Annotated in this window: 19 protein-coding genes and 2 pseudogenes; 15 read left to right on the forward strand and 6 right to left on the reverse strand. The window is 70.5% G+C overall.

Going from position 1 to position 20,617, the window contains the following annotated elements; genetic code table 11:
- Positions 1-6: 6 nt before the first annotated feature.
- Both ABZ896_RS15870 and ABZ896_RS15875 read right to left on the reverse strand, forming a co-directional pair.
- On the reverse strand, positions 7-483 hold the full coding sequence (locus tag ABZ896_RS15870) for an alpha/beta hydrolase (RefSeq protein ID WP_360928060.1): 477 nt from the start codon (positions 481-483) through the stop codon (positions 7-9).
- 176 nt (positions 484-659) lie between these two features.
- Positions 660-1,085, reverse strand: coding sequence for an RlpA-like double-psi beta-barrel domain-containing protein (locus ABZ896_RS15875; RefSeq protein ID WP_360928063.1), 426 nt, complete (start codon positions 1,083-1,085; stop codon positions 660-662).
- Positions 1,086-1,234: 149 nt separating this feature from the next.
- On the opposite strand from ABZ896_RS15875, the gene ABZ896_RS15880 reads away from it, so the two are divergent.
- From ABZ896_RS15880 to ABZ896_RS15910, 7 genes and pseudogenes are all read left to right on the forward strand, one after another.
- Positions 1,235-1,966, forward strand: coding sequence for a FadR/GntR family transcriptional regulator (locus ABZ896_RS15880; protein ID WP_360928065.1), 732 nt, complete (start codon positions 1,235-1,237; stop codon positions 1,964-1,966).
- Positions 1,963-3,399 (forward strand): amino acid permease, encoded by a 1,437-nt coding sequence (locus tag ABZ896_RS15885; protein WP_360928068.1) that lies wholly within the window; start codon positions 1,963-1,965, stop codon positions 3,397-3,399. Before ABZ896_RS15880 ends, ABZ896_RS15885 begins: the two co-directional genes overlap by 4 nt.
- Positions 3,400-3,480: 81 nt before the next feature.
- Positions 3,481-4,497 (forward strand): asparaginase, encoded by a 1,017-nt coding sequence (locus ABZ896_RS15890; protein WP_360928070.1) that lies wholly within the window; start codon positions 3,481-3,483, stop codon positions 4,495-4,497.
- Positions 4,498-4,611: 114 nt separating this feature from the next.
- Positions 4,612-6,024, forward strand: coding sequence for an aspartate ammonia-lyase (gene aspA, locus ABZ896_RS15895; protein WP_360928073.1), 1,413 nt, complete (start codon positions 4,612-4,614; stop codon positions 6,022-6,024).
- Between the two features lie 70 nt (positions 6,025-6,094).
- Positions 6,095-7,033, forward strand: a complete 939-nt coding sequence (locus ABZ896_RS15900; protein WP_360928076.1) for a glutaminase — start codon at positions 6,095-6,097, stop codon at positions 7,031-7,033.
- A gap of 158 nt (positions 7,034-7,191) precedes the next feature.
- Positions 7,192-8,191, forward strand: a pseudogene (gene mptB, locus ABZ896_RS15905) (polyprenol phosphomannose-dependent alpha 1,6 mannosyltransferase MptB).
- Complete coding sequence (locus tag ABZ896_RS15910) at positions 8,188-9,555, forward strand: glycosyltransferase 87 family protein (RefSeq protein ID WP_360928079.1); 1,368 nt, start codon at positions 8,188-8,190, stop codon at positions 9,553-9,555. The pseudogene mptB and the gene ABZ896_RS15910 overlap by 4 nt, the downstream one beginning before the upstream one ends.
- A 35-nt stretch (positions 9,556-9,590) precedes the next feature.
- Here ABZ896_RS15910 and ABZ896_RS15915 read toward each other — a convergent pair.
- A pseudogene (locus ABZ896_RS15915) lies at positions 9,591-10,469 on the reverse strand (serine hydrolase); the annotation flags it as partial.
- 134 nt (positions 10,470-10,603) lie between these two features.
- Complete coding sequence (locus ABZ896_RS15920) at positions 10,604-11,401, reverse strand: IclR family transcriptional regulator (RefSeq protein ID WP_360928082.1); 798 nt, start codon at positions 11,399-11,401, stop codon at positions 10,604-10,606.
- Positions 11,402-11,595: 194 nt separating this feature from the next.
- On the opposite strand from ABZ896_RS15920, the gene ABZ896_RS15925 reads away from it, so the two are divergent.
- Genes ABZ896_RS15925 through ABZ896_RS15945 form a run of 5 tightly spaced genes read left to right on the forward strand, consistent with a single transcriptional unit; the run spans position 11,596 to position 15,525 of the window.
- Positions 11,596-12,396: a transporter substrate-binding domain-containing protein gene (locus tag ABZ896_RS15925; RefSeq protein ID WP_360928085.1), complete on the forward strand. Its 801-nt coding sequence runs from the start codon at positions 11,596-11,598 to the stop codon at positions 12,394-12,396.
- A 21-nt stretch (positions 12,397-12,417) separates the two neighbouring features.
- Positions 12,418-13,155, forward strand: a complete 738-nt coding sequence (locus ABZ896_RS15930; RefSeq protein WP_360928088.1) for an amino acid ABC transporter permease — start codon at positions 12,418-12,420, stop codon at positions 13,153-13,155.
- On the forward strand, positions 13,155-13,805 hold the full coding sequence (locus ABZ896_RS15935) for an amino acid ABC transporter permease (protein ID WP_360928091.1): 651 nt from the start codon (positions 13,155-13,157) through the stop codon (positions 13,803-13,805). The genes ABZ896_RS15930 and ABZ896_RS15935 overlap by 1 nt, the downstream gene beginning before the upstream one ends.
- Entirely contained in the window at positions 13,802-14,560 is a 759-nt protein-coding gene (locus tag ABZ896_RS15940) for an amino acid ABC transporter ATP-binding protein (RefSeq protein WP_360928094.1), read from the forward strand. The genes ABZ896_RS15935 and ABZ896_RS15940 overlap by 4 nt, the downstream gene beginning before the upstream one ends.
- Complete coding sequence (locus ABZ896_RS15945) at positions 14,557-15,525, forward strand: sugar kinase (protein WP_360928097.1); 969 nt, start codon at positions 14,557-14,559, stop codon at positions 15,523-15,525. The genes ABZ896_RS15940 and ABZ896_RS15945 overlap by 4 nt, the downstream gene beginning before the upstream one ends.
- Here ABZ896_RS15945 and rho read toward each other — a convergent pair.
- Positions 15,522-16,658, reverse strand: coding sequence for a transcription termination factor Rho (gene rho / locus ABZ896_RS15950; RefSeq protein WP_360928100.1), 1,137 nt, complete (start codon positions 16,656-16,658; stop codon positions 15,522-15,524). The genes ABZ896_RS15945 and rho overlap by 4 nt on opposite strands.
- 220 nt (positions 16,659-16,878) lie before the next feature.
- Positions 16,879-17,706: a class I SAM-dependent methyltransferase gene (locus tag ABZ896_RS15955; RefSeq protein ID WP_360928103.1), complete on the reverse strand. Its 828-nt coding sequence runs from the start codon at positions 17,704-17,706 to the stop codon at positions 16,879-16,881.
- A gap of 157 nt (positions 17,707-17,863) precedes the next feature.
- Between ABZ896_RS15955 and ABZ896_RS15960 the strand changes: the two genes are divergently transcribed.
- Genes ABZ896_RS15960 through ABZ896_RS15970 form a run of 3 tightly spaced genes read left to right on the forward strand, consistent with a single transcriptional unit; the run spans position 17,864 to position 20,566 of the window.
- A complete protein-coding gene (locus tag ABZ896_RS15960) occupies positions 17,864-18,634 on the forward strand; it encodes an SDR family NAD(P)-dependent oxidoreductase (RefSeq protein ID WP_360928106.1) in 771 nt (256 codons plus the stop codon).
- Between the two features lies 1 nt (position 18,635).
- Entirely contained in the window at positions 18,636-19,052 is a 417-nt protein-coding gene (locus tag ABZ896_RS15965; RefSeq protein WP_360928109.1) for a VOC family protein, read from the forward strand.
- Complete coding sequence (locus ABZ896_RS15970; protein ID WP_360928112.1) at positions 19,049-20,566, forward strand: MFS transporter; 1,518 nt, start codon at positions 19,049-19,051, stop codon at positions 20,564-20,566. The genes ABZ896_RS15965 and ABZ896_RS15970 overlap by 4 nt, the downstream gene beginning before the upstream one ends.
- Positions 20,567-20,617 lie beyond the last annotated feature (51 nt).

The raw sequence follows: 20,617 nt of genomic DNA on the forward strand, positions 1-20,617 counted from the left end.
CCGTCACTACAAAGCCGTCACAGTTCGTCGGCACCGTGAACGCCGCCTTCGTCGGCATTTTCGACGCCGGGCAACAGGGGGGTGCGGATGCTCCGGCGCACGCCGGTACTCCACCGACACCACGACCGCGTCCAGCTCGCGCGCCCAGTCCAGGACCAGGTCGACACCGGTGCGGCTGGTCCCGATGACCATGCCGCCGCCGTGGGCGTAGTAGAGGACCGGTCGCGGACCGAGAGCCCTCGGGGCGGCCGGCCGGCAGATCAGCAGCGCGATCTCGGGATCTCCCTCGGGCCCCGGCACCGCCCGCTCCTCGACCTCGAAGAACCCCTCCTGGCTCAGCTGCTCGTCGGTCGGTGCCATCGCGGCCTCGCCCTGCCGCATCGCGGCGACCACGTCGAGCGTGAACACCCGGGGGAGCCGTTCCGACACGATGGCCAGCGCGGCACCGAGTTCTGGGTCGAAGGGGGGCGGTACCAGGGTCATGGCTGCTCCTCGCTGGTCCGACTGCGGTGTCGGGACGGTCGTACGACCATGCTCGGACCGTCGACCGGCCTCAAGGGGCCGCCATCAAGCGGGACTTCCCCGGCGAACGGCGGGGCTCGGCCGCCCGCGACGCCTCAGACCTCCCGGACGACGCCACAGGCCTCCCGGCAGACGCCTCAGACCTCCTGGAACTCGATGGTGATGCTCTCCGCGGTCCGCCTGGTCACCGCGTCGAAGGCGGTGTCGGACAGCACCAGCGTGGTCGACGAGGCGGACGCCGGCGACACCGACGACGGCGCGTAGTCGACGATCTCCACCTGGATCGTCCGGCCCGGGACGCACACCCCCGGCTGCGCCGCGGACACACACCTGACCTGGTAAGTCCGCCCGCAGGCCGCTCCGCCGTCCCAGACGCCGTCCCCCGCCGCGGCGACCAGTCCGCCGGAGGGGAGCCGTGTCCCGTCCTTGCCGTAACAGGCCGTGGGCAGGTAGGGCGGCGCATAGTGGGCGGCCGTGCCCACGTCGGCGCGTGCGGTGGAGACGCCCATGAGCGTGGTGAGGAGGGTGGCGGCCGCGACGGTGACCACGGAGTGAGAGCGCATGACGTGCGGGCTCCTTCTGGGACGGGACTCCTCACGCTAGGTGCCGCGTCACCCGCGCATCCCGCAGAACTGCGCAGGGGTCACCCGGTCGGCGCCGGTCGGGGACCGGCCCTTGACAGCACCCTCCCGCCGCCCGGAGTATCTCTCCCGTGAACCTGTCAGACAGCCGGACAGCCGGACAGCCCCCGCGACGCGTCAGCGCCATGGAAGCGGTGCTGGCGTATCTGCGTGGCGCCATCGAGCGCGGGGAGTACGCCATCGGCGACAAGCTCCCCTCGGAGGCGGAGCTCTGCCGCACCCTGGAGGTCAGCCGGCCCGTGCTGCGGGAGGCCCTCAGGGCCCTGCAGACGATGGGCCTGACCGTCTCCAAGACCGGCAAGGGCACCTTCGTCGTGGCCAGCACCGTCGAGGACCCCACCTTCGGCGACTACGCGGCCAGCGACCTCCTGGAGGTGCGCCGGCACGTCGAGATCCCCGTCGCCGGGTACGCGGCCGTGCGCCGCACCCCGGAGAACCTCGACCACCTGGCCCACCTCCTGGAGCGGATGGAGCGGGAGACCGACACCACCGCGTGGGTCGCGATGGACACCCTCTTCCACCTCGCCGTGGCCGAGGCCGCCCAGAACCCGGTCTTCCGCCGGGTCATCGAGGAGATCCGGGACGCCCTGGCGCGTCAGTCGGCCTTCCTCAACGAACTGGGCGGCCGTCGCGAGCAGTCCAACCGCGAGCACCGCGCGATCGTCGAGGCGCTGGTCGACGGTTCCGAACTCGACGCGGTGGAGGCGATGTCCCACCACCTCGACCGCGTCGAGACCACCCTCACCGACATCGTGCGTTCCCCGCGCACGGACAGCCCCACGGAAGGCGGATCGCAGGCGTGAGCGAGCAGTCCCTGCACGACGTTGTGCAGAAACGTTCCGGCCATGTCGACGCAGGTGACGAGGGGTACAGCAAGTCCCTCAAGCATCGGCACGTCAACATGATCGCCATCGGTGGCGCCATCGGCACCGGCCTCTTCCTCGGCGCCGGCGGCCGCCTCGCCGACGCCGGCCCCTCCCTCTTCATCGCCTACGCGGTCTGCGGCGTCTTCGCCTTCCTCGTGGTCCGCGCGCTCGGCGAACTCGTCCTGTATCGGCCCTCCTCCGGCGCCTTCGTGTCGTACGCCCGAGAGTTCCTCGGTGAGAAGGGCGCGTACACCGCGGGCTGGATGTACTTCCTCAACTGGGCCACCACCGGCATCGCCGACATCACCGCGGTCGCCACCTACACGCACTACTGGGGGATGTTCTCCGACATCCCTCAATGGTTGATCGCATTGATCGCGTTGGCGGTCGTGTTGACCGTCAACTTGATCTCCGTGAAGATCTTCGGCGAGCTGGAGTTCTGGTTCGCGATCGTCAAGGTCAGCGCCCTGGTGATCTTCATGTGCATCGGCATCTTCCTGTTGGTCACCCAGCACGAAGTCGCCGGCACCACCCCCGGCCCGTCCCTGATCACCGACAACGGCGGCATCTTCCCCAACGGCCTGCTGCCGATGCTGCTGATCATCCAGGGCGTCGTCTTCGCCTACGCCTCCGTCGAACTGGTCGGCGTCGCCGCCGGCGAGACCGAGAACCCCGAGAAGATCATGCCGAAGGCGATCAACTCGATCATGTGGCGCGTCGGCGTCTTCTACGTCGGCTCGGTCGTCCTGCTCTCGATGCTGCTGCCGTGGAACAAGTACACGGGCGCCGAGAGCCCCTTTGTGACCGTCCTGTCCAACATCGGCATCCCCGCGGCCGGCGGCGTGATGAACCTCGTCGTCCTCACCGCCGCCATGTCCTCGCTCAACTCCGGCCTGTACTCCACCGGCCGCATCCTGCGCTCCATGGCGATGTCCGGCTCCGCCCCGAAGTTCACCTCGGTGATGAGCCGCACCCAGGTCCCCTACGGCGGCATCCTGCTCACCAGCGGGATCTGCGTCCTCGGCGTCGGCCTCAACTTCGTGGTCCCCGCCGACGCGTTCGAGATCGTCCTGAACTTCGCCGCGATCGGCATCCTGTCCACCTGGGGCATGATCATGATCTGTCACCTGCTCTTCTGGCAGAAGACCCAGCGCGGCGAGCTGGAGCGGCCCAGCTACCGGCTCCCCGGCTCGCCCTGGACCGAGATCATGACCCTGGCGTTCCTCGCCTCCGTCTTCGTTCTCATGTACGCCGACGGCGGCGCCGGACGCACCACCGTGCTGTGCGTCCCGCTGATCGTCGCCGCCCTGGTCGCCGGATGGTTCGGCATCCGCGGCCGCGTCGCCCGCGCCTCGAACGACACCGTGTGACCGCTGGCGCGGACACCGAACCCCGACCAGCCGGCGCCGCCGCGTGACCCGCGCGGCGCCCCCCCCGAGAAGCAGGAAGTGATGTTCAGCAGTTCCCCCGCGGACGCACCCCTTGTCCGTGAACCCCTCCACGCCCCGGTCGCCCACCTCATCCGCGGTGGCGTGACCGAGGGCATCCACTACGGCTCCGTCGTCGTCCTCGGCGCCGACGGCCGGGTCGAGTTCCAGCTCGGCGACATCGAGGCCGCGTTCTACCCCCGCTCGGCCCTCAAGCCCGTCCAGGCCGTCGCCATGGTCCGCGCGGGACTGCCCCTCGACGGCGAACTGCTCTCGCTCACCGCGGCCAGCCACTCCGGCGAGGAACGGCACCTCGCTGGTGCCCGGCGGATCCTCTCGCTCGCCGGGGTCTCCGAGGATGCCCTGCGCAACGTTGCGGACATGCCGTTCGGTGCGGCTGTCCGGGACGAGTGGATCCGGGAGGGGCGTGGGCCGTCGCGGCTCGCCCAGAACTGCTCCGGCAAGCACGCGGCGATGCTGTACACGTGCGTGCTCAACGACTGGCCCCTTGAGGGGTATCTCGACCCCGCGCATCCCCTCCAGCAGGCGATCGCCGAGATCGTGGAGGATCTGACCGGGCAGCGGATCGCGCGGGTGACGGTGGACGGGTGCGGGGCTCCGTTGTTCTCCGTGTCCCTGCACGGCCTGGCTCGGGCCGCCGCGCGGATCGCGTCCGCTGCTCCCGGTACTCCTGAGGCCCGGGTCGCCGACGCGATGCGGTCGCATGCGGAGATGGCGTCCGGGGCGGGGCGTGACGTGGCCGCGCTGATGAAGGCCGTGCCGGGGCTGCTTGCCAAGGACGGGTTCGAAGGGGTCGAGGTGGCGGCGCTTCCGGACGGGCGGGCCGTTGCCGTGAAGATCTCCGACGGGGCGAACCGGGCGCGGATTCCTGTGGCCGCGGCGGCGCTTGCCCGCGCCGGGGTCTCGCCGGATCTGCTCACGGACTTCCAGGGGGAGGCGCTTCTCGGGGGTGGCGTCGAGGTCGGGTGTGTGCGGCCCGTTCGTTCGCTGGAACCCGTTGTTCATGCGGCCTGCGCCTAAGAGTCTGCCGGTACTTCTTGTTCGGCGGGTGCGGGCCGAATGTGGCTGGTCGCGCAGTTCCCCGCGCCCCTGGTAAGTGACCCTCGCCTTCTCAGAAAGAGAGCTCTGCATCTCATGACCGTCGTCGTTGCCCGTCGTGAGCACGATCTGCTCGGGGATCGGGACGTTCCCGCCGATGCCTACTGGGGTGTTCACACCCTGCGGGCCACCGAGAACTTCCCCATCACCGGTACGGCCATCTCCGCCTACCCGCACCTCATCGATGCCCTCGCCGCCGTCAAGGAGGCCGCTGCCCTTGCCAATGAGGAGCTCGGGCTGCTGGAGGCGGAGAAGGCGCGGGCCATTGTCGAGGCCTGTCGGGAGATCCGGGACGGGAAGCTGCACGAGCAGTTCGTCGTGGATGTCATTCAGGGCGGGGCCGGGACCTCCACCAACATGAACGCCAACGAGGTCATCGCGAACCGGGCGTTGGAGCTGATGGGGTTCGAGAAGGGGCAGTACAGGTATCTGCATCCGAACGAGGACGTCAACCTCGGGCAGTCGACCAATGACGTCTACCCGACCGCCGTCAAGATCGCGACGGTCTTCGCGGTACGTGGACTGCTCAAGGCGATGGCTGTACTCCAGGATGCATTCGCCCGGAAGGCCGTCGAGTTCCATGACGTGCTCAAGATGGGCCGTACACAGTTGCAGGACGCGGTCCCCATGACGCTCGGTCAAGAGTTCTCCGCCTATGCCGTCATGATTGACGAGGATCGCCACCGTCTTGACGAGGCCGTCCAGTTGATCCATGAGATCAACCTGGGTGCCACGGCCATCGGCACCGGACTCAACGCTCCCGCCGGGTACGCGGAGGCGGCCCGGCGCCACCTCGCGGACATCACCGGCCTCCCGCTCGTCACTGCCGCCAACCTGGTCGAGGCCACGCAGGACTGCGGGGCGTTCGTGCAGATGTCCGGTGTGCTCAAGCGGATCGCCGTCAAGCTCTCCAAGAGCTGCAACGACCTGCGGCTGCTGTCCTCCGGGCCGCGCGCGGGCCTCGGCGAGATCAACCTGCCGCCCGTGCAGGCCGGTTCGTCGATCATGCCCGGCAAGGTCAACCCCGTGATCCCCGAGGTCGTCAACCAGGTCGCCTTCGAGGTGATCGGCAACGACGTCGCCATCACCATGGCCGCCGAGGCCGGGCAGCTCCAGCTCAACGCCTTCGAGCCGATCATCCTGCACTCCCTGTCGGAGTCCCTCACCCATCTGCGCGCCGCCTGTCTGACCCTGGCCGAGCGCTGCGTGGACGGCATCACCGCCAACACCGAGGCGTTGCGCCGGACGGTCGAGAACTCCATCGGCCTGGTCACCGCCCTCAACCCGCACATCGGGTACACGGCCGCGACCGACATCGCCAAGGAGGCCCTCGCCACCGGCCGAGGGGTCGCCGAACTGGTCCTGGAGAAGGGTCTGTTGCCGGCCGAGAAGCTCGCCGACCTGCTGCGGCCCGAGGTCGTCGCGGGCACGGGTCCGGCGATCGCCTGACCCACCGGTGACCCACTCCTGACCTGGGGGCGACCCCGCGACGAGGCTCCAGGACCGGCACGGAGGCACAATGGTGATCATGACAACGACGTCGTCCCTCGCCTTCCAGCCGGTCCTGGAGCGCATCGCCGAGGAGATCGCGCGCACCCCCGGCCGCGGCCGGGCCGCCGACTACATCCCCGCGCTCGCCGCCTGCGATCCGCGCAGCTTCGGCATGGCCGTCGCGGAGCTGGACGGCACGGTGTACGGCGTGGGGGACTGGCGCGAGCCCTTCTCGACCCAGTCGATCACCAAGGTCTTCACCCTCGCCCTCGACCTGGCCCGCGAGGGAGACGAACTCTGGGAGCACGTGGGCCGCGAGCCCTCCGGCAACCCCTTCAACTCCCTGGTCCAGCTGGAGTACGAGAGCGGCATCCCGCGCAACCCGTTCATCAACGCGGGCGCGCTCGTCGTCACCGACCGCCTCCACAGCCGTACCGGAGACGCGTCGGGCGAACTGCTCGCCTTCCTCCGCGAGGAGAGCGGCAACCCGTCCCTGGACTTCGACCAGGAAGTCGCCGCGTCCGAGTCCGCCCACGGCGACCGCAACGCGGCCCTGGCCCACTTCATGGCGTCCTACGGCAACATCGACAACGACGTCCCGCTCCTGCTCGACCAGTACTTCCGCCAGTGCTCGATCCGGGCCTCCTGCGCGGACCTCGCCCTCGCCACCACGTTCCTGGCCCGCCACGGCATCCGCGCCGACGGCACCCGCCTGCTGACCCGTAGCCAGGCCAAGCAGGTCAACGCGGTGATGCTGACCTGCGGAACGTACGACGCGGCGGGCGAGTTCGCGTACCGGGTCGGTCTGCCGGGGAAGAGCGGGGTGGGCGGCGGCATCATCGCGGTGGTGCCGGGCCGGTGCACGCTGTGCGTATGGAGTCCGGGCTTGGACGAGCGAGGCAATTCGGTGGCAGGCATGGCGGCCCTGGACCGCTTCACGACGTTGACAGGCGTGTCGATTTTCTAGAAGGGCAAGTGCACCCACCTGTTTTTTAGGGGCGCGGGGCTGTATCGATATGCGGCTCCGCCGCGTGGGCGCGACCAGCCCCAACGGATCCGCAGTTGACCACGAACCGGTCACCACCCCGTCCCCTCCCAGCAACCCAACGCTGACACGCTGCTGACGTGCCGGCCATACCTCCCATAGACCTCCGCCGCTGCCAGATCCTAGGTCTGGCCGGCACCGCCTTCCTGGCCGCAGGCGGCGAGACATCCGGCGCCCTCCCAGTAAGCCAACTCCTCACCCCGTCCTCCCCACTGGCAGCCCTGGGCCTGGTAGGTGCCTACTTCGGTGTAGTGCTCCTGATAGCCGCCTGGCTCCTCCTGGGACGCCTGGTCCGCAGCCCCGAACCCCCCAGCACCCGCGCCCTCATGGCGGTCCTGGTCATCTGGTCGGCACCCTTGCTCGTCGCGCCCCCGCTCTTCAGCCGGGACGTCTACAGCTACCTCGCCCAGGGCGCGATGGCCGACGCCCACATGGACGTCTACACCTACGGCCCGGCCCACCTCGGCGGTCCGCTCGCGGACGAGGTCGCCCCCATGTGGCAGCACACCGGCGCCCCCTACGGCCCGGTGTTCCTCGCCCTCGCCTCCGCGCTCGCCGGACTGACCCGAGGTGAGATCCCGGCCGGCCTCTTCGGTATGCGGCTGGTCGCCCTGCTCGGCGTCGCGCTGATGGCCGCCGCCCTGCCCCGCCTCGCCCGCCACAGGATCTCTGCTGGAACGTCTCGGCAGCGACCTCGCCCCGCTCGCCGTACCGGCCTGGCACGCCTTCGGCATCGTGGCGGCTATCGCCCTGATCGGCCACATATGGCTGCGCCTGCGTCCGCGTCCCGTGTACGCCCTCGGTCTCAGCCTCGCGACGGTCGCCGCCCTCGGACCGGCGATCCGCCCTTGGTACGCCCTGTGGGGACTGTTCCTCATAGCGGCGGCCGCGCCCGACGCCTCGGTGCGGCGCCGGGTCGCGGCCGTGACCGGTGTCCTCGCGCTCGCCACCCTGCCGAACGGGGGCCCGGCCGACGCCGGACAACTCGTACTGGCCGTCTCCGGCGGTGTGCTCGCCCTGGTCGTGCTGGTGCAGGCGCACCAGACCGCACAGGCCCCGGCACACGGACGTACGGCATGAAGGCCCCCGCCCTCGCCCCCGCCACCGACCGCGGCCGGCTGCTGCTCGTCCTGGCCCTGGCCGCCGCCGTCACCGCCTTCACCGCGACCGTGCCGCTCCTGCGCGACTGGTTCGACCTGCGCGTCTACCACGGCGCCGTCGACAGCTGGGTCCACCACGGCGGAGGGCTCTACGACTACCGGGTGCCGGGGACGTCGTACGGCTTCACCTACCCGCCGTTCGCCGCCGTCGCGATGCTGCCGATGTCCCTGCTGGGCCTGCGCGCCGCGATCGCCGTCGGCCTGCTGCTCAACCTGGGCGCCCTGGCCGTGGTGATGCGCCTGCTCACCGGCCGGGCCTGGCGGCGCTACGGCTGGTACGGGTGCGCGCTGGCCGGCTGCGGGCTCGCGCTGTTCGAACCGCTCCGGGACACCTTCAGCTTCGGCCAGGTCAACCTCCTGCTGCTGGCGCTCGTCCTCACCGACGCCTGGCTGCTGCGGACGGGACGGGCGCGGTGGGCCGGGATCGGGATCGGCCTGGCCGCCGCGGTGAAGCTGACGCCGGCCCTGTTCATCGGGCTGCTGCTGGTGGCCAGGCGGTGGCGCGAGGCCGCCGTCGCGACCCTCGTGGCGGTCGCGGCCACCGGGTTCGCGGCCGTCGTCGCACCTGGTGCCTCGCGCTTCTACTGGACCGTGGCGATGTGGGACACCAGCCGGGTGGGGCGCCTGGACTACGTCTCCAACCAGTCCCTCCAGGGGATCCTGGCCCGGCTCGGCGAGACGGACCGCGCGGTCTGGGCGGCGGCCGTGCTGGTGACCCTGGCCGTCTGGGCGGTGCGGGCCCGCCGCGCGGTGGCGGCGGGGGACTGGGCGGCCGCGTTCGCGCTCACCGGGCTGACCGCCTGCCTGGTCAGCCCGATCACCTGGGTGCACCACCTGGTGTGGCTGCTGCCGTCCTTCGCCGTGCTGGTCCGCGCCGGGCACCCGCGGATCGCGGGCGCCCTCTACGCGGTCCTGTGCACCAGCGTGGTGTGGCTGTGGTTCGACGACGCCTCCGGCATCGACGGCTTCCTCGGCAGCAACACCTACACCTGGATCACCCTGGGGCTGCTGGTGTGGCTGCCGGTGCGTCAACTCCGTTCCACAGAACCGAACTTGGCGCGCAACACCAGCGCCACGGCACCCGCGCCCAGGACCGCGGCAGCCATGATGGCACCGGTCGTGGCCCAGCCCGGCCCGTCGTCCTCCGGAGTCACGGCCGCCGCGGCCGCCACGGCCTCGGGACCGGGCCGCGGCCTCGCCCGCAGCGCGTCCAGCGAGCCCACCGGATCCACCCGCCCGGCCGCGCCGAACCCCCAGTCGAGCAGCTCGCGCGCCTCCTCGTAGACGGTGAAACCGCCGCCCGCCTGGGGGTTCATCACCGTGACGACGAGCGTGCGGCCGCCCCGGTGGGCCGCGGCCACCAGCGTGTTGCCGGCGTGGGTGGTGTAGCCGTTCTTGATCCCGATCAGGCCCTTGTACGGCTCCACGCCGTCGGCCCCGGTCAGCAGCCGGTTGGTGTTCTGGATCCCGTACGACCACCTGCCGCCACCGGGGAAACGGGCCTCGGCCGTGCCGCAGTACCGGGCGAAGTCGGGGTTGCGCAGCCCGGCCCTGCCGAAGACGGCCAGGTCGTACGCCGAGGAGACCTGGCCGGGGGTGTCGTAGCCGTCGGGCGAGCGGACGTGGGTGTCCCGCGCGCCCAACTCCCGCGCCTTGACCTGCATCCGCTCGGCGGTGAAGCGCCAGCCGCCGCCGAGCCGGGCCAGGACGTGCACGGCGTCGTTCCCGGAGTTGAGGAAGACCCCGCGCCACAGGTCCGACACTCGGTACGTCTGCCCCTCCCTGACGCCCACCAGACTGCTGCCCGGGCCCACGTCCGCCAGTTCGTCCTGTCCGACGCGGTGCCGGATCCCGCCGGGCAGCACCGGCAGCACGGTCAGGGCGAACAGGGTCTTGAGGGTGCTCGCGGGCGGCAGCTTGCGGTGCGCGTCGTGCGCGGCGAGCACCGCCCCGCTCGTCGCGTCGGCCACCACCCAGGACAGTGCCGAGACGTCCGGCACCCGCGGAGCGTCCCGGTGGGGCCGGACCTGGACGCCGGAGCGGTACAGCAGGGCGGACGGCGCGGCCTGGGCCCCGTGCGGCACGACGGGGTCGGGACCCACGTGGGCCGACGCCGTCACGGGAGCGAACGCCAGCAGACCCACCGCGCACAGCACACAGGCTGAGGCGGCCGTCCGGGAGGAAGATCCGATTGTCATATCGCAAAGCTAGGAACGGACCCGCTCCGAGCAGCGCTGCCCGGGCCGAGCGACCGCCGCGAGCACCCGGATGGCATAGGGATACCGGGTGACGCCGACCTGCGGGGCGCCACCGGCCCACCGGGTGACGTGGCCTACGGCCTGCTGCCGCCCAGGTCCTCGGTGATGGTGCGGGTCGCGGAAATCAGCAGGCCGCCCAGCTCGGGCAGGCGCTCACGGGTGACCCGGGTCGCCGGGCCCGAGATGCTGACGGCCGTGGTGACCGCCCCGGTGTGGTCGTGGACGGGCGCGGCGACGCAGCGGATGTCCTGCTCGTTCTCCACGTCGTCGACCGCGTACCCGCGCTCCCGGATGACGTCCAGCTCGGCGAGCAGCTTCTCGGGGGTGGTGATGGTGGTCGCCGTACGGGCCGGCATGCCCGCCGCGATCACCGTGCCGACCACGTCCTCCTTGGCGTGGGCGAGGAACACCTTGCCGGTCGCCGTGCAGTAGGCGGGCAGCCGGCCGCCGATCCGGGAGTGCATGCGGACCGCCCGGGGGCTCTCCACCTTGTCGATGTAGACGATCTCCGGCGGGTCGAAGGAGACCAGGTGGACCGTCTCGCCGCTCTCCGCGGCCAGCCGGTGCAGCACGGGCGCGGTGATCTGCCGGGTGTCCCGGCGCTCCAGATAGGCCTGCCCGAGCAGGGCGTTCTGCGGGCCGAGACGGTAGCGGCCCGACTCGGGGTCCTGGTCGACGAGTCGTACGTCCTTCAGGGGGGCGACGAGCCGCAGAACCGTGCTCTTGCTCAGCTCCAGGCCGGTGGCGAGGTCGCTGAGCGTAGCGCCGTGCGGATGGCTTCGGTCCTCGGCGAGGTACATCAGGATGCCGAGGGCGCGGCGCAGGGAGGACGAGGCGTTGCGGCGGGGTGCGGAGTCGTCGGCGGTGACCATGCAGGCATCCTAGCGTGCTGCATTGCAAAACTCAGTATCACATATTGAAATCGATGGTTGACGGTCTCGAAAATCCGGGGCTAGCTTCTGCGCATCGCATTACGAAACGTTGTTTTGCAATGCAGAACCCCGTCCCCCGAAGGGTGTCCCCGATGAGATTCCGTCACCGTACCCGGCCTTTGATGGCGATTTGTGTGAGTGTGACTGGTGCCGCACTGCTGTCCGCGTGCACCTCGGCCGCCGGCTCGACCGGCTCGTCCTCCTCCGCCCAGTCCTCGACCCTCCAGGAGGTCATCAAGCGCGGCACGCTCAACGTGGCCAGCTGTCTGACCTTCCCGCCGTTCGGCTCGACCAGCAAGGACAACAAGCCGCAGGGCTTCGACGTCGACGTGGCGACCGCCATGGCCACCGCGCTCGGCGTCAAGGTGAAGATCGTCGACACCACCTCCGCCAACCGCATCCCGAACCTTCAGACCAAGAAGGTCGACGCGGTCGTCTGCAACTTCACCACCACCGCGGAGCGGGCCAAGCAGGTCTCCTTCAGCGACCCGTACATCGTCGCGGGCGAGGTCATGCTGGTGAAGAAGTCCAGCGGCATCTCCACCCTCAAGGACCTCACCGGCAAGACGGTCGCCGTCACCAAGGGCTCCACCAACGGCGACGCGGTCAAGGCGGGCAACCCCAAGGCGAAGATCCAGGAGTACGACACCTCGTCCGCGGCCGTCCTCGCGGTCAAGCAGGGCCAGGCCGACGCCATGGTCGAGGACTCCAACTTCCTCAACTACCAGGCGAAGCTGGACCCTTCGCTCAAGGTCACCAAGGACTCCGTGGTCCCGCTGGAGTACAACGGCATCGGCCTCCCGCTCGGCGACGCCACCTGGATCCAGTGGGTCGACACCTGGCTGCGCGAGTTCAACACCTCAGGGCAGGCCGACGCCCTCTACAAGAAGTGGTTCGGCGTCAGCCGCTCCTTCCCGCTCAACCCCTCGTACTGATACGGCCGCCCAGGAGTACTCATGCTCACCGACTGGACGTACGCCCTGAGGGACTGGACCACCTATGTCGACGCGGCCTGGCTGACGCTGCGCCTGTCGCTGGCCGCCTTCGCCCTGGCGTGCGCCCTCGGCCTGCTCGGTGCCGCCGCCCGCAGATCCCGTCACCGGGTGCCGCGGGCGGTCGCCGCCGTCTACGTCGAGGTCATCCGCAACACCCCTGTCCTGCTCCAGATGTTCGTCGCCTACTTCGCGCTCCCGTCCGCGGGGCTCCGGCTCACCCCGGTCCAGGCGGGTGTGTTCGCCCTCGGCATCAACGTCGGCGCCTACCTCACCGAGATCTTCCGCGCCGGAATCCAGGCCGTGCCGAGCGGCCAGCGCGAGGCGGCCCGCGTCCTGGCGCTGAGCCCGTCCCGCGCCTTCGCCCACGTGGTCCTGCCGCAGGCGCTGCGCAACGTCTACCCGGCCGTGGTCAACCAGCTCGTCCAGATCATCCTGGGCTCCTCGCTGCTGTCGGCGATCTCGGTCCCCGAGCTCACCGGCACCTCCATGGTCATCAACTCCCGCACCCTGCTGACCGTCCAGGTCTTCGGCATCGCGGCGATCCTCTACCTGTTCCTGACCAACCTGGTCGTGTTCGCCGCCGGGTTGGTGGGCCGGGTGGCGTTCAAGCCGCCGCTGCGCCCGGCCGCCGTACGACCCCGGCCGCTGGACGCCGTACGACGGCTGCTGCCGGCTCTTCCGCGTCGTAAGGAGGCCTGATGGACTGGTCGATCGTCTCCGACAACCGCGACCTGTACCTCTCCGGGCTGTGGGCCACCGTCCTGCTGTCCCTCGCGGCCATCGCCACCGCCACGCTCACCGGGCTGCTGGTCGCCGCCGTGCGCACGAGCCGGATCCCGGTCCTGGCCCAACTCGCCCGCGGCTACCTGGAGGTGTTCCGCGGCACCCCGTTGCTGATCCAGATGCTGTTCATCTACTTCGGCGCGGCCTACCTGAGCGGCTTCGGCATCACCGTCTTCGGAGCCGCGCTGCTCGCCCTCACCCTCTACCAGGGCGCCTACATCGCCGAGATCTTCCGGGCCGGCATCGAGGCCGTCCCGCGCGGACAGTGGGAGGCCTCGCGCGTCCTCGGGCTCGGACGGGTGCGGACCTTCCTGAGCGTGATCCTGCCGCAGACCCGCGCGATCGTGCTGCCCCCGCTGGTCGGCCAGTACCTCTCCCTGATCAAGGACACCTCGATCGCCGTCGTCATCGGCTACGTCGAGCTGGTGCGCCAGGGACAGGCCGTCATCGACCGTGTCGGCGACCCGGGGACCTCCTATCTCGCCGTCGCCGTCCTGTACTTCGTCATCTGCTATCCGCTGTCGGTCCTGGTACGGCGGATGGAGAGAAAGGCCGTCCTCGCATGACCAGCACCCTCACCGACCGGCAGACCGCGAGCGTCTCCCTGACCGGCGTGCACAAGAGCTTCGGGAACCTGGAGGTCCTCAAGGGCGTCGACATCGACGTCGCACCCGGAGAGGTCGTCGTCCTCATCGGCGCCAGCGGCTCCGGCAAGTCCACCCTCCTGCGCATCATGTGCGACCTGGAGCGCGCCGACAGCGGCGAAGTCTGGGTCAACGACGTGCCGTTGCACGACCGCAAGCGCGCACCCGAGATCTTCGGCCATGTCGGCATGGTCTTCCAGCAGTTCAACCTCTTCCCGCACAAGACCGCCCTGGGCAATGTGACGTTGGCGCTGCTCAAGGTGCGCGGGCTCGGCAAGGCGGAGGCGGAGAAGCGCGGACGCGAGGTGCTGGCCAGGGTCGGTCTCGCCGACAAGGCGGACTCCTACCCGGCTCAGCTCTCCGGCGGCCAGCAGCAGCGCGTCGCCATCGCCCGCGCCCTCGCCATGGACCCGGCGATCATGTTCTTCGACGAGCCGACCTCCGCGCTCGACCCCGAACTGGTCGGCGAGGTCACCGGCGTCATGCGCTCCCTCGCCGAGGAAGGCATGACGATGGTCGTGGTCACCCACGAGATGCGGTTCGCGCGGGACACCGCCGACCGGGTCGTCTTCATGGACGGCGGGGTCGTCCTCGAACAGGGCCCGCCGGAGCAGGTGTTCGGCAGCCCGGCCGAGGCGCGCACCCAGCAGTTCCTGCACCGGGTGCTGGACACGTGAGGGCTCGTCACTCCACCTCGCCCGAAGTCGTGTGCGTCGGCGAGACCATGGCCGTCCTCGTCCCGCCCGACGAGGAGCCCCTCGAACGGCAGCGCGTGCTGCGCCTGGAGGTGGGCGGTGCCGAGTCCAACGTGGCTTGTGGGCTTGCCGCGTTGGGGCACCGCGTGGCCTGGGTGAGCCGCGTCGGCGACGATCCGCTCGGTCGCCGGGTCCTCGCGGACCTCAAGGGCCGTGGTGTGGACGTCGGTTGGGTCGAGACCGACCCGGACCGGCCGACCGGCGTGTACTTCAAGGACACCGGCCCGGCGGGCACCGGCACGTACTACTACCGCATGGGCTCGGCGGCCACCCGCATGGGACCGGACCTCGCGAAGACGTGCCAGGCTCGGGTGGTGCACCTCAGCGGCATCACCCTTGCCCTGTCGGACAGTTGCGCGGACCTGGTCGCGGAGATCGTCGTACGCCGGGCCGTCCCCGGCGCGACCGTCTCCTTCGACGTGAACCACCGGCCCGCCCTGTGGCGCCACCGGGACCCGGCGACAGCCCTGCTGGAACCGGCCCGTCACGCCGACATCGTCTTCGTCGGCCGCGACGAGGCGGAGGCGCTCTGGGGCACCGCCAAACCGGAGGAGATCCGCGACCTGCTGTCGCCCGCCCCGGTCGTCGTCGTGAAGGACGCGGACCACGGGGCGACGGCGTACACCGCCGACGGCGAGGAGGTGTTCGTCCCCGCACCGGATTCGCGGATCGTCGAACGCGTGGGCGCGGGCGACGCGTTCGCGGCCGGATTCCTCGCGGCCCACCTCGAAGGCAGGGGTACGGCGACGGCGTTGCGCCTGGGCCATCTGATGGCCGCCGCGGCCCTGGCGACCGGCGGAGACGTGCCCACGGCACCCGACCGGGCCGAACTGGACCGCCTGCTCACCCTCGACGAGGGGGAGTGGTCGACCCTGCGCCTGGGTTAGCCGGCGGGCAGGGTCGGCTGGATGCGCCGCAGGAAGGTCGCGTTGTCCGGGGTCTCGCGCATGCGCTGGATCAGCGTCTCCAGGTTGCCCTGGCCGTCGCCGTTCTGCAGGACCCGGCGCAGCCCGCGTACGGCGGTCAACTCCGCCGGAGTCAGCAGGAGTTCCTCGCGGCGGGTGCCCGAGGGGGTGACGGCGACGGCCGGGAAGACACGGCGGGAGGCGAGTTCGCGGTCGAGGCGCAGCTCCATGTTGCCGGTGCTCTTCAGCTCCTCGAAGTAGAAGTCGTCGGCACGGGAGCCGGTCTCCACCAGCGCGGTGGCGAGGATGGTGAGCGAACCGGCCTCCTCGGTGAGCCGGGCGGCACCGAAGAACTTCTTCGGCCCGATCAGCGCGGTCGCGTCGACACCGCCGCTGAGGGTACGGCCGTTGCCGCTCGCCGCGTTGTTGTGGGCCCGGCACAGCCGGGTCAGGGAGTCGAGCAGGATCACGACGTCCTGGCCGGCCTCGACGAGCCGCTTGGCCCGCTCGATCACCAGCTCGGCGAGCGCGATGTGCTGCTTGGGTGAGCGGTCGAAGGTCGAGGCGTACACCTCGCCGCGCACGGAGCGCCGCATGTCGGTGACCTCCTCGGGCCGCTCGTCGAGCAGCACCACCATGAGGTGGCATTCGGGGTGGTTGCCGGCGACCGCGGCCGCGATCTGCTGGAGCATGACGGTCTTGCCGGTCTTCGGCGGGGCCACGATCAGCCCGCGCTGGCCCTTGCCGACGGGGGCGATCAGGTCGGCGATCCGGCCGGTCAGCCCGGACGCCGGGTGTTCGAGGCGGAGCCGCTCCTGCGGGAAGAGCGGGGTGAGGTCGTGGAAGCGGGGGCGCCTGATGTCTCGCGTGTGCCCGTTGACCCGGGCGACCTCGGTGAGGGCGCGCTGGGTGCCGCGCACCCCGTCGACGACGTCGCCCTTGCGCAGGCCGAACCGGCGGATCAGCGCGGGGGAGACCTGGGGGTCGGAGGGCGTGGGCAGCAGGTCCGGGCCACGGAGGTGCCCCTTCCCGTTCGTGTCGATGTCGAGCACGCCGGTGACGGCCCGGACCGGGATCTGCTGCTGGTTCTGGGGGGTTTCCAGTGTGGTGGTCATGATGGTCGGTCCTCTCGGGGACGGAAGGCATGAGACATGCGGAAGGGAGGGGGGAAGCCGCGACTTCGGGAAGGCGGACATGGCGCCTTCGGGCGGCGAGAGACAGCACCTCAAGAGGTGTTGAGAAGAAGCCGGTACATCGACCGGCGAAGGAAGGAGAACTGGCACCGGCGCCCTGACCGGGCGTACACAAGTGCTAGCAGGACCGTACCACGACGGCTCAGCGCGCGGCGAGAAGTCCGTACAGCAGCGGGATCCGCGGCTCGGGGAGCCGCCACCAGCCGGACGCGGTCCGCGTCATCCGCGGCCAGCGGGGCCACGGCAGTTCGTCGCTCTCGCGGAGCCGCCGGACACTCAGTCCTGCTCCGGTCAACGCGGTGACGACCTCTCCTATTCCGTGCATCCACTCGAAACTTTCCGTGGCGCCCTCGACGGCCGGACCGTCGGTGTAGGTGTGGGTTGCGTCCCGGTGCACGGGACCGTCCCCGCCCAGGTAGTCGTGGCGCAGCACCAACTCCGGTCCTTCTCCCGGAGCGGGCTTCGGGCCCAGGGAGTTGAGCAGCGGATGGAACTCGACGATGTACAACAGTCCGCCGGGGCGCAGGAGTTGGGCGACCACCCCGGCCCAACGCTCCAGATCGGGCAGGTAGCAGAGTGCTCCCTTCCCGGTGTACACGACGTCGAACCGCCGTCCCTCCAGGGCCTCCACGGCGTCGTACACATTGGCCCGTACGTACTCGGCCTCGACGCCCGCCTCGGCCGCGATCTCGCGCGCGGCCGCCACCGAGGCCTCCGAGAAGTCGAGCCCGACCGCGCGCGCCCCGCGCCGGGCGAGGGCGACCGTCTCCGTGCCGAGATGGCACTGGAGGTGGAGCACGTCACGGCCGGCGAGGTCCCCGAGGTCCTCCCACTCGAACGCGGCGAACCAGCGCTCGGGATCGAGGTCCTGGTCGAGGCCGTAGAACCGGCTGGCGAGGTGGACGGGGGTGCGGGCATCCCAGTTGGCCTGGTTGGCGCGCATCAGCCGTGCGTGCTCGTCGGTGGTCATGAGGACATCCAACCGTGAACCGGGACGCGCCGCGCCGCATACCAGCCATACGAACCCCCGATGACGTTTCGCCGCCGTATTTCTTGTTCGGCCGAAAGGCCCTCCCTACGCTGCGAGCACCGCACTACGGCGGCACGGGACAAGGGACTTCGTCATCATGGGTCGACTGGCCGGGAAAATCGCCTTCATCAGTGGGACAGGAGCTGGAATAGGCCGGGCCGCGGCCGAGATATTCGCCGCCGAGGGCGCGCAGGTATTCGGCTGTGACATCGACGAGGACAGTGCGGCCGAGACCGTGGAAATCGTCGAGAAGGCCGGAGGAGTCATGCGGTCCCTGGCGCCCGTCGACCTGTCCACCCAAGCCGGGGCGCGGGAATGGATCGAGGCCGGTATCGCCGCCTTCGGCGGGATCGACATCCTCTACAACAACGCCTCCGCGCTGCGGAACGGCCCGTTCGCGACCATGCCCGCCGAGGACTGGTACTTCACCATCAAGAACGAGCTGGACATCCCGTACTTCTGTACGCAGGCGGCCTGGCCGCACCTGATCGCGCGCGGCGGCGGGGCGGTCCTGAACGTCGCCTCCGTGGCCGCCGTACGCGGCGCGCCCTTCATGCCGATGGTGCCGCACGGCGCCGCCAAGGGCGGGGTGCTCGCGATGAGCAAGCACCTGTGCGCGGCCGGCGCCCCGCACGGCATCCGCGTCAACACCATCGCCCCCGGCATGACCCGCACCTCCGCGACCGCGCCCTTCCTCGACGACCCGGACGGGCCGAGGGCGCAGCTGGAGGCGCGGATCCCGGTCGGGCGGGTCGGGCAGCCGGAGGACATCGCCCGGGCCGCCGCCTTCCTCTGCTCCGACGAGGCGGCCTTCGTCAACGGTGCCAACCTCATGGTCGACGGCGGCGACAGCGCGATGGCGGGCTGACGTGACCGTGCGACTCGACCACGTGGGCGTCAACGTATGCGACCTCGCCGCCCAGACCGCCTGGTACCAGCGGGCGTTCGGGCTGAAGACGGTCTTCGAGTTCCACCTCGAAGGCCCCGGCCTCAGGGGCGTCGTCCTGGAGCATCCCGACGGCTGGCGCCTCGAACTGCTGGCCCGCCCCGGCTCCGCACCGGGCCTCAGGGCCCCCGACCCGATCACCGCCGCCCTCACCGAGGGATACGGCCACTTCGCGGTCACCACCCCTGAACTCGACCCCGTCCACGTGGCCCTTCTGGCCCATGGAGCGGGCGAGGCCGTCGCACCCGGGCCGTCCCCCGAACCCGGAGTGCGCATGGCCTGGGTCACCGACCCCGAGGGAAATCTCATCGAACTCATAGAGCGACGGAGTACGGAATGACAAGCGTGCTGAAAAGACTCGACAGGGGAACACTCATAGCCTGCTGTCTGGCCGTTGCCGCCGCGCAGCTGTGCATTACCGTGCCCTCGCCGATCAACGGCGAAATACAGGCCGCATTCGGTGCCTCGGGATCCCAGGTCGCCTGGGTGACTTCCGCCTTCATTCTGCCCACCGCGATTCTGGAACTGAATTTCGGTGTGGTGGGCGACCTGTTCGGCCGGAAACGGCTCCTGGTGCTCGGCGGTTTCGTCCTCGCCCTCGGTGAGCTGATCAACGCGCTCTCCCAGAACGTCGAGATGCTGTGGATCGGCCAGGCCCTGGCCGGCATCGGCGCCGCCGCGCTCTTCCCCAGCTCCCTCGCGGTGATCGCGGCCGCCACCCCGGAGGAGAAGGACCGCGCCAAGGCCGTCTCCACCTGGGCGCTGAGCATCTCCCTCGCCTCCGCGGTGGGCCCGCTGTCCTCGGGTGTGCTGGCGACCGTCGCCGACTTCCGCTGGGCGTTCGTCCCGCCGGTGATCCTCGGCCTCGTCGTCGGCATCACCAGCATGGTCATGGTCACCGACTCCAAGGCGCCCGAAGGCCGCACCCTGGACTGGCCCGGCCAGATCACCGTCGCCGTCGGCCTCACCGCCCTGCTCTGGGGCATCATCGAGGGCGGCGACCGCGGCTGGAGCAGCCCGGCGATCGTCGGCAGCCTGACCCTCGCCGCCGTGGCCCTGATCGGCTTCGTGGTCGCCGAGAAGCGCTCCGCCTCGCCGATGTTCAACCTCGACCTGCTGAGGATCCCGTCCTTCGCCGCGGCGGCCGTGGTCGCCCTGGCCGGCATGTTCGGCTTCATCGGCACGGCGTACTGCGTGTCGATCCGCCTCGGCGCGGTCATGCACCTCAGCGCGCTCAAAGCGGGCATGCCGTTCGTGATCCTCCAGCTGATCCCGCTGCTCCTCGCCCCGGTGCTGAGCAAGATGCTGACCCGGGTGGAGCCGCGCTGGCTGCTGGTCGGCGGGCTGCTGCCGATGGCCGCAGGTCAGTTCTGGATCGCCGCCCTGCCCATCACCACCACGTCCCTCGCGGCCTTCATCGGCCCGGTGCTGCTGCTCGGCGTCGGCTTCATCTGCGTGGTCTCCTCGCTGACCTCCGCCGCCGTCAACGCCGTACCGCTCCACATGACCGGCATGGCCTCGGGCGCCACCAGCCTGGTGCGAGAGTTCGGGCAGGGCCTCGGACCGGCCGTGATCAGCACGGTCGCGATGAGCCTCGCCTCCTCCGCCCTGGTCGGCAAGCTCTCCGGCGCCGACGCGGGCATGGAGGCGGCGGCGGGCCCCCTGGCCGTCGTCAACGCCGGCAGCGACAGCGCCCGGGCCGCCGCCCAGGACGCGCTCGCCCACGGCATGGCCGTCGGCGTGGTGATCTGCGGCTGCGCCTCCCTGCTCGGCGCGCTGGTCACCCTGCTGCTGGTGCGCAAGAACGCGACGCGCTCCGCCGCGGAGGCGGCGGTGCAGCCCGCGGCCGCGTGAGCCCGAGGCGTGGCTGAGGGGCCGGATATCCGGCCCCTCTTTTTTTGCGCG

It is taken from the genome of Streptomyces sp. NPDC047072 (assembly GCF_040643855.1).
In the GTDB taxonomy this organism is placed as follows: domain Bacteria; phylum Actinomycetota; class Actinomycetes; order Streptomycetales; family Streptomycetaceae; genus Streptomyces.

What these genes read in the sequence shown, in the direction of transcription:
- ABZ896_RS15870 (WP_360928060.1), bottom strand. Translation starts at nt 483, where the DNA reads ATGACCCTGGTACCGCCCCCCTTCGACCCAGAACTCGGTGCCGCGCTG.
- ABZ896_RS15875 (WP_360928063.1), bottom strand. Translation starts at nt 1,085, where the DNA reads ATGCGCTCTCACTCCGTGGTCACCGTCGCGGCCGCCACCCTCCTCACC.
- ABZ896_RS15890 (WP_360928070.1), top strand. Translation starts at nt 3,481, where the DNA reads ATGTTCAGCAGTTCCCCCGCGGACGCACCCCTTGTCCGTGAACCCCTC.
- aspA (WP_360928073.1), top strand. Translation starts at nt 4,612, where the DNA reads ATGACCGTCGTCGTTGCCCGTCGTGAGCACGATCTGCTCGGGGATCGG.
- ABZ896_RS15900 (WP_360928076.1), top strand. Translation starts at nt 6,095, where the DNA reads ATGGTGATCATGACAACGACGTCGTCCCTCGCCTTCCAGCCGGTCCTG.
- ABZ896_RS15910 (WP_360928079.1), top strand. Translation starts at nt 8,188, where the DNA reads ATGAAGGCCCCCGCCCTCGCCCCCGCCACCGACCGCGGCCGGCTGCTG.
- ABZ896_RS15920 (WP_360928082.1), bottom strand. Translation starts at nt 11,401, where the DNA reads ATGGTCACCGCCGACGACTCCGCACCCCGCCGCAACGCCTCGTCCTCC.
- ABZ896_RS15930 (WP_360928088.1), top strand. Translation starts at nt 12,418, where the DNA reads ATGCTCACCGACTGGACGTACGCCCTGAGGGACTGGACCACCTATGTC.
- ABZ896_RS15935 (WP_360928091.1), top strand. Translation starts at nt 13,155, where the DNA reads ATGGACTGGTCGATCGTCTCCGACAACCGCGACCTGTACCTCTCCGGG.
- ABZ896_RS15940 (WP_360928094.1), top strand. Translation starts at nt 13,802, where the DNA reads ATGACCAGCACCCTCACCGACCGGCAGACCGCGAGCGTCTCCCTGACC.
- rho (WP_360928100.1), bottom strand. Translation starts at nt 16,658, where the DNA reads ATGACCACCACACTGGAAACCCCCCAGAACCAGCAGCAGATCCCGGTC.
- ABZ896_RS15955 (WP_360928103.1), bottom strand. Translation starts at nt 17,706, where the DNA reads ATGACCACCGACGAGCACGCACGGCTGATGCGCGCCAACCAGGCCAAC.
- ABZ896_RS15960 (WP_360928106.1), top strand. Translation starts at nt 17,864, where the DNA reads ATGGGTCGACTGGCCGGGAAAATCGCCTTCATCAGTGGGACAGGAGCT.
- ABZ896_RS15970 (WP_360928112.1), top strand. Translation starts at nt 19,049, where the DNA reads ATGACAAGCGTGCTGAAAAGACTCGACAGGGGAACACTCATAGCCTGC.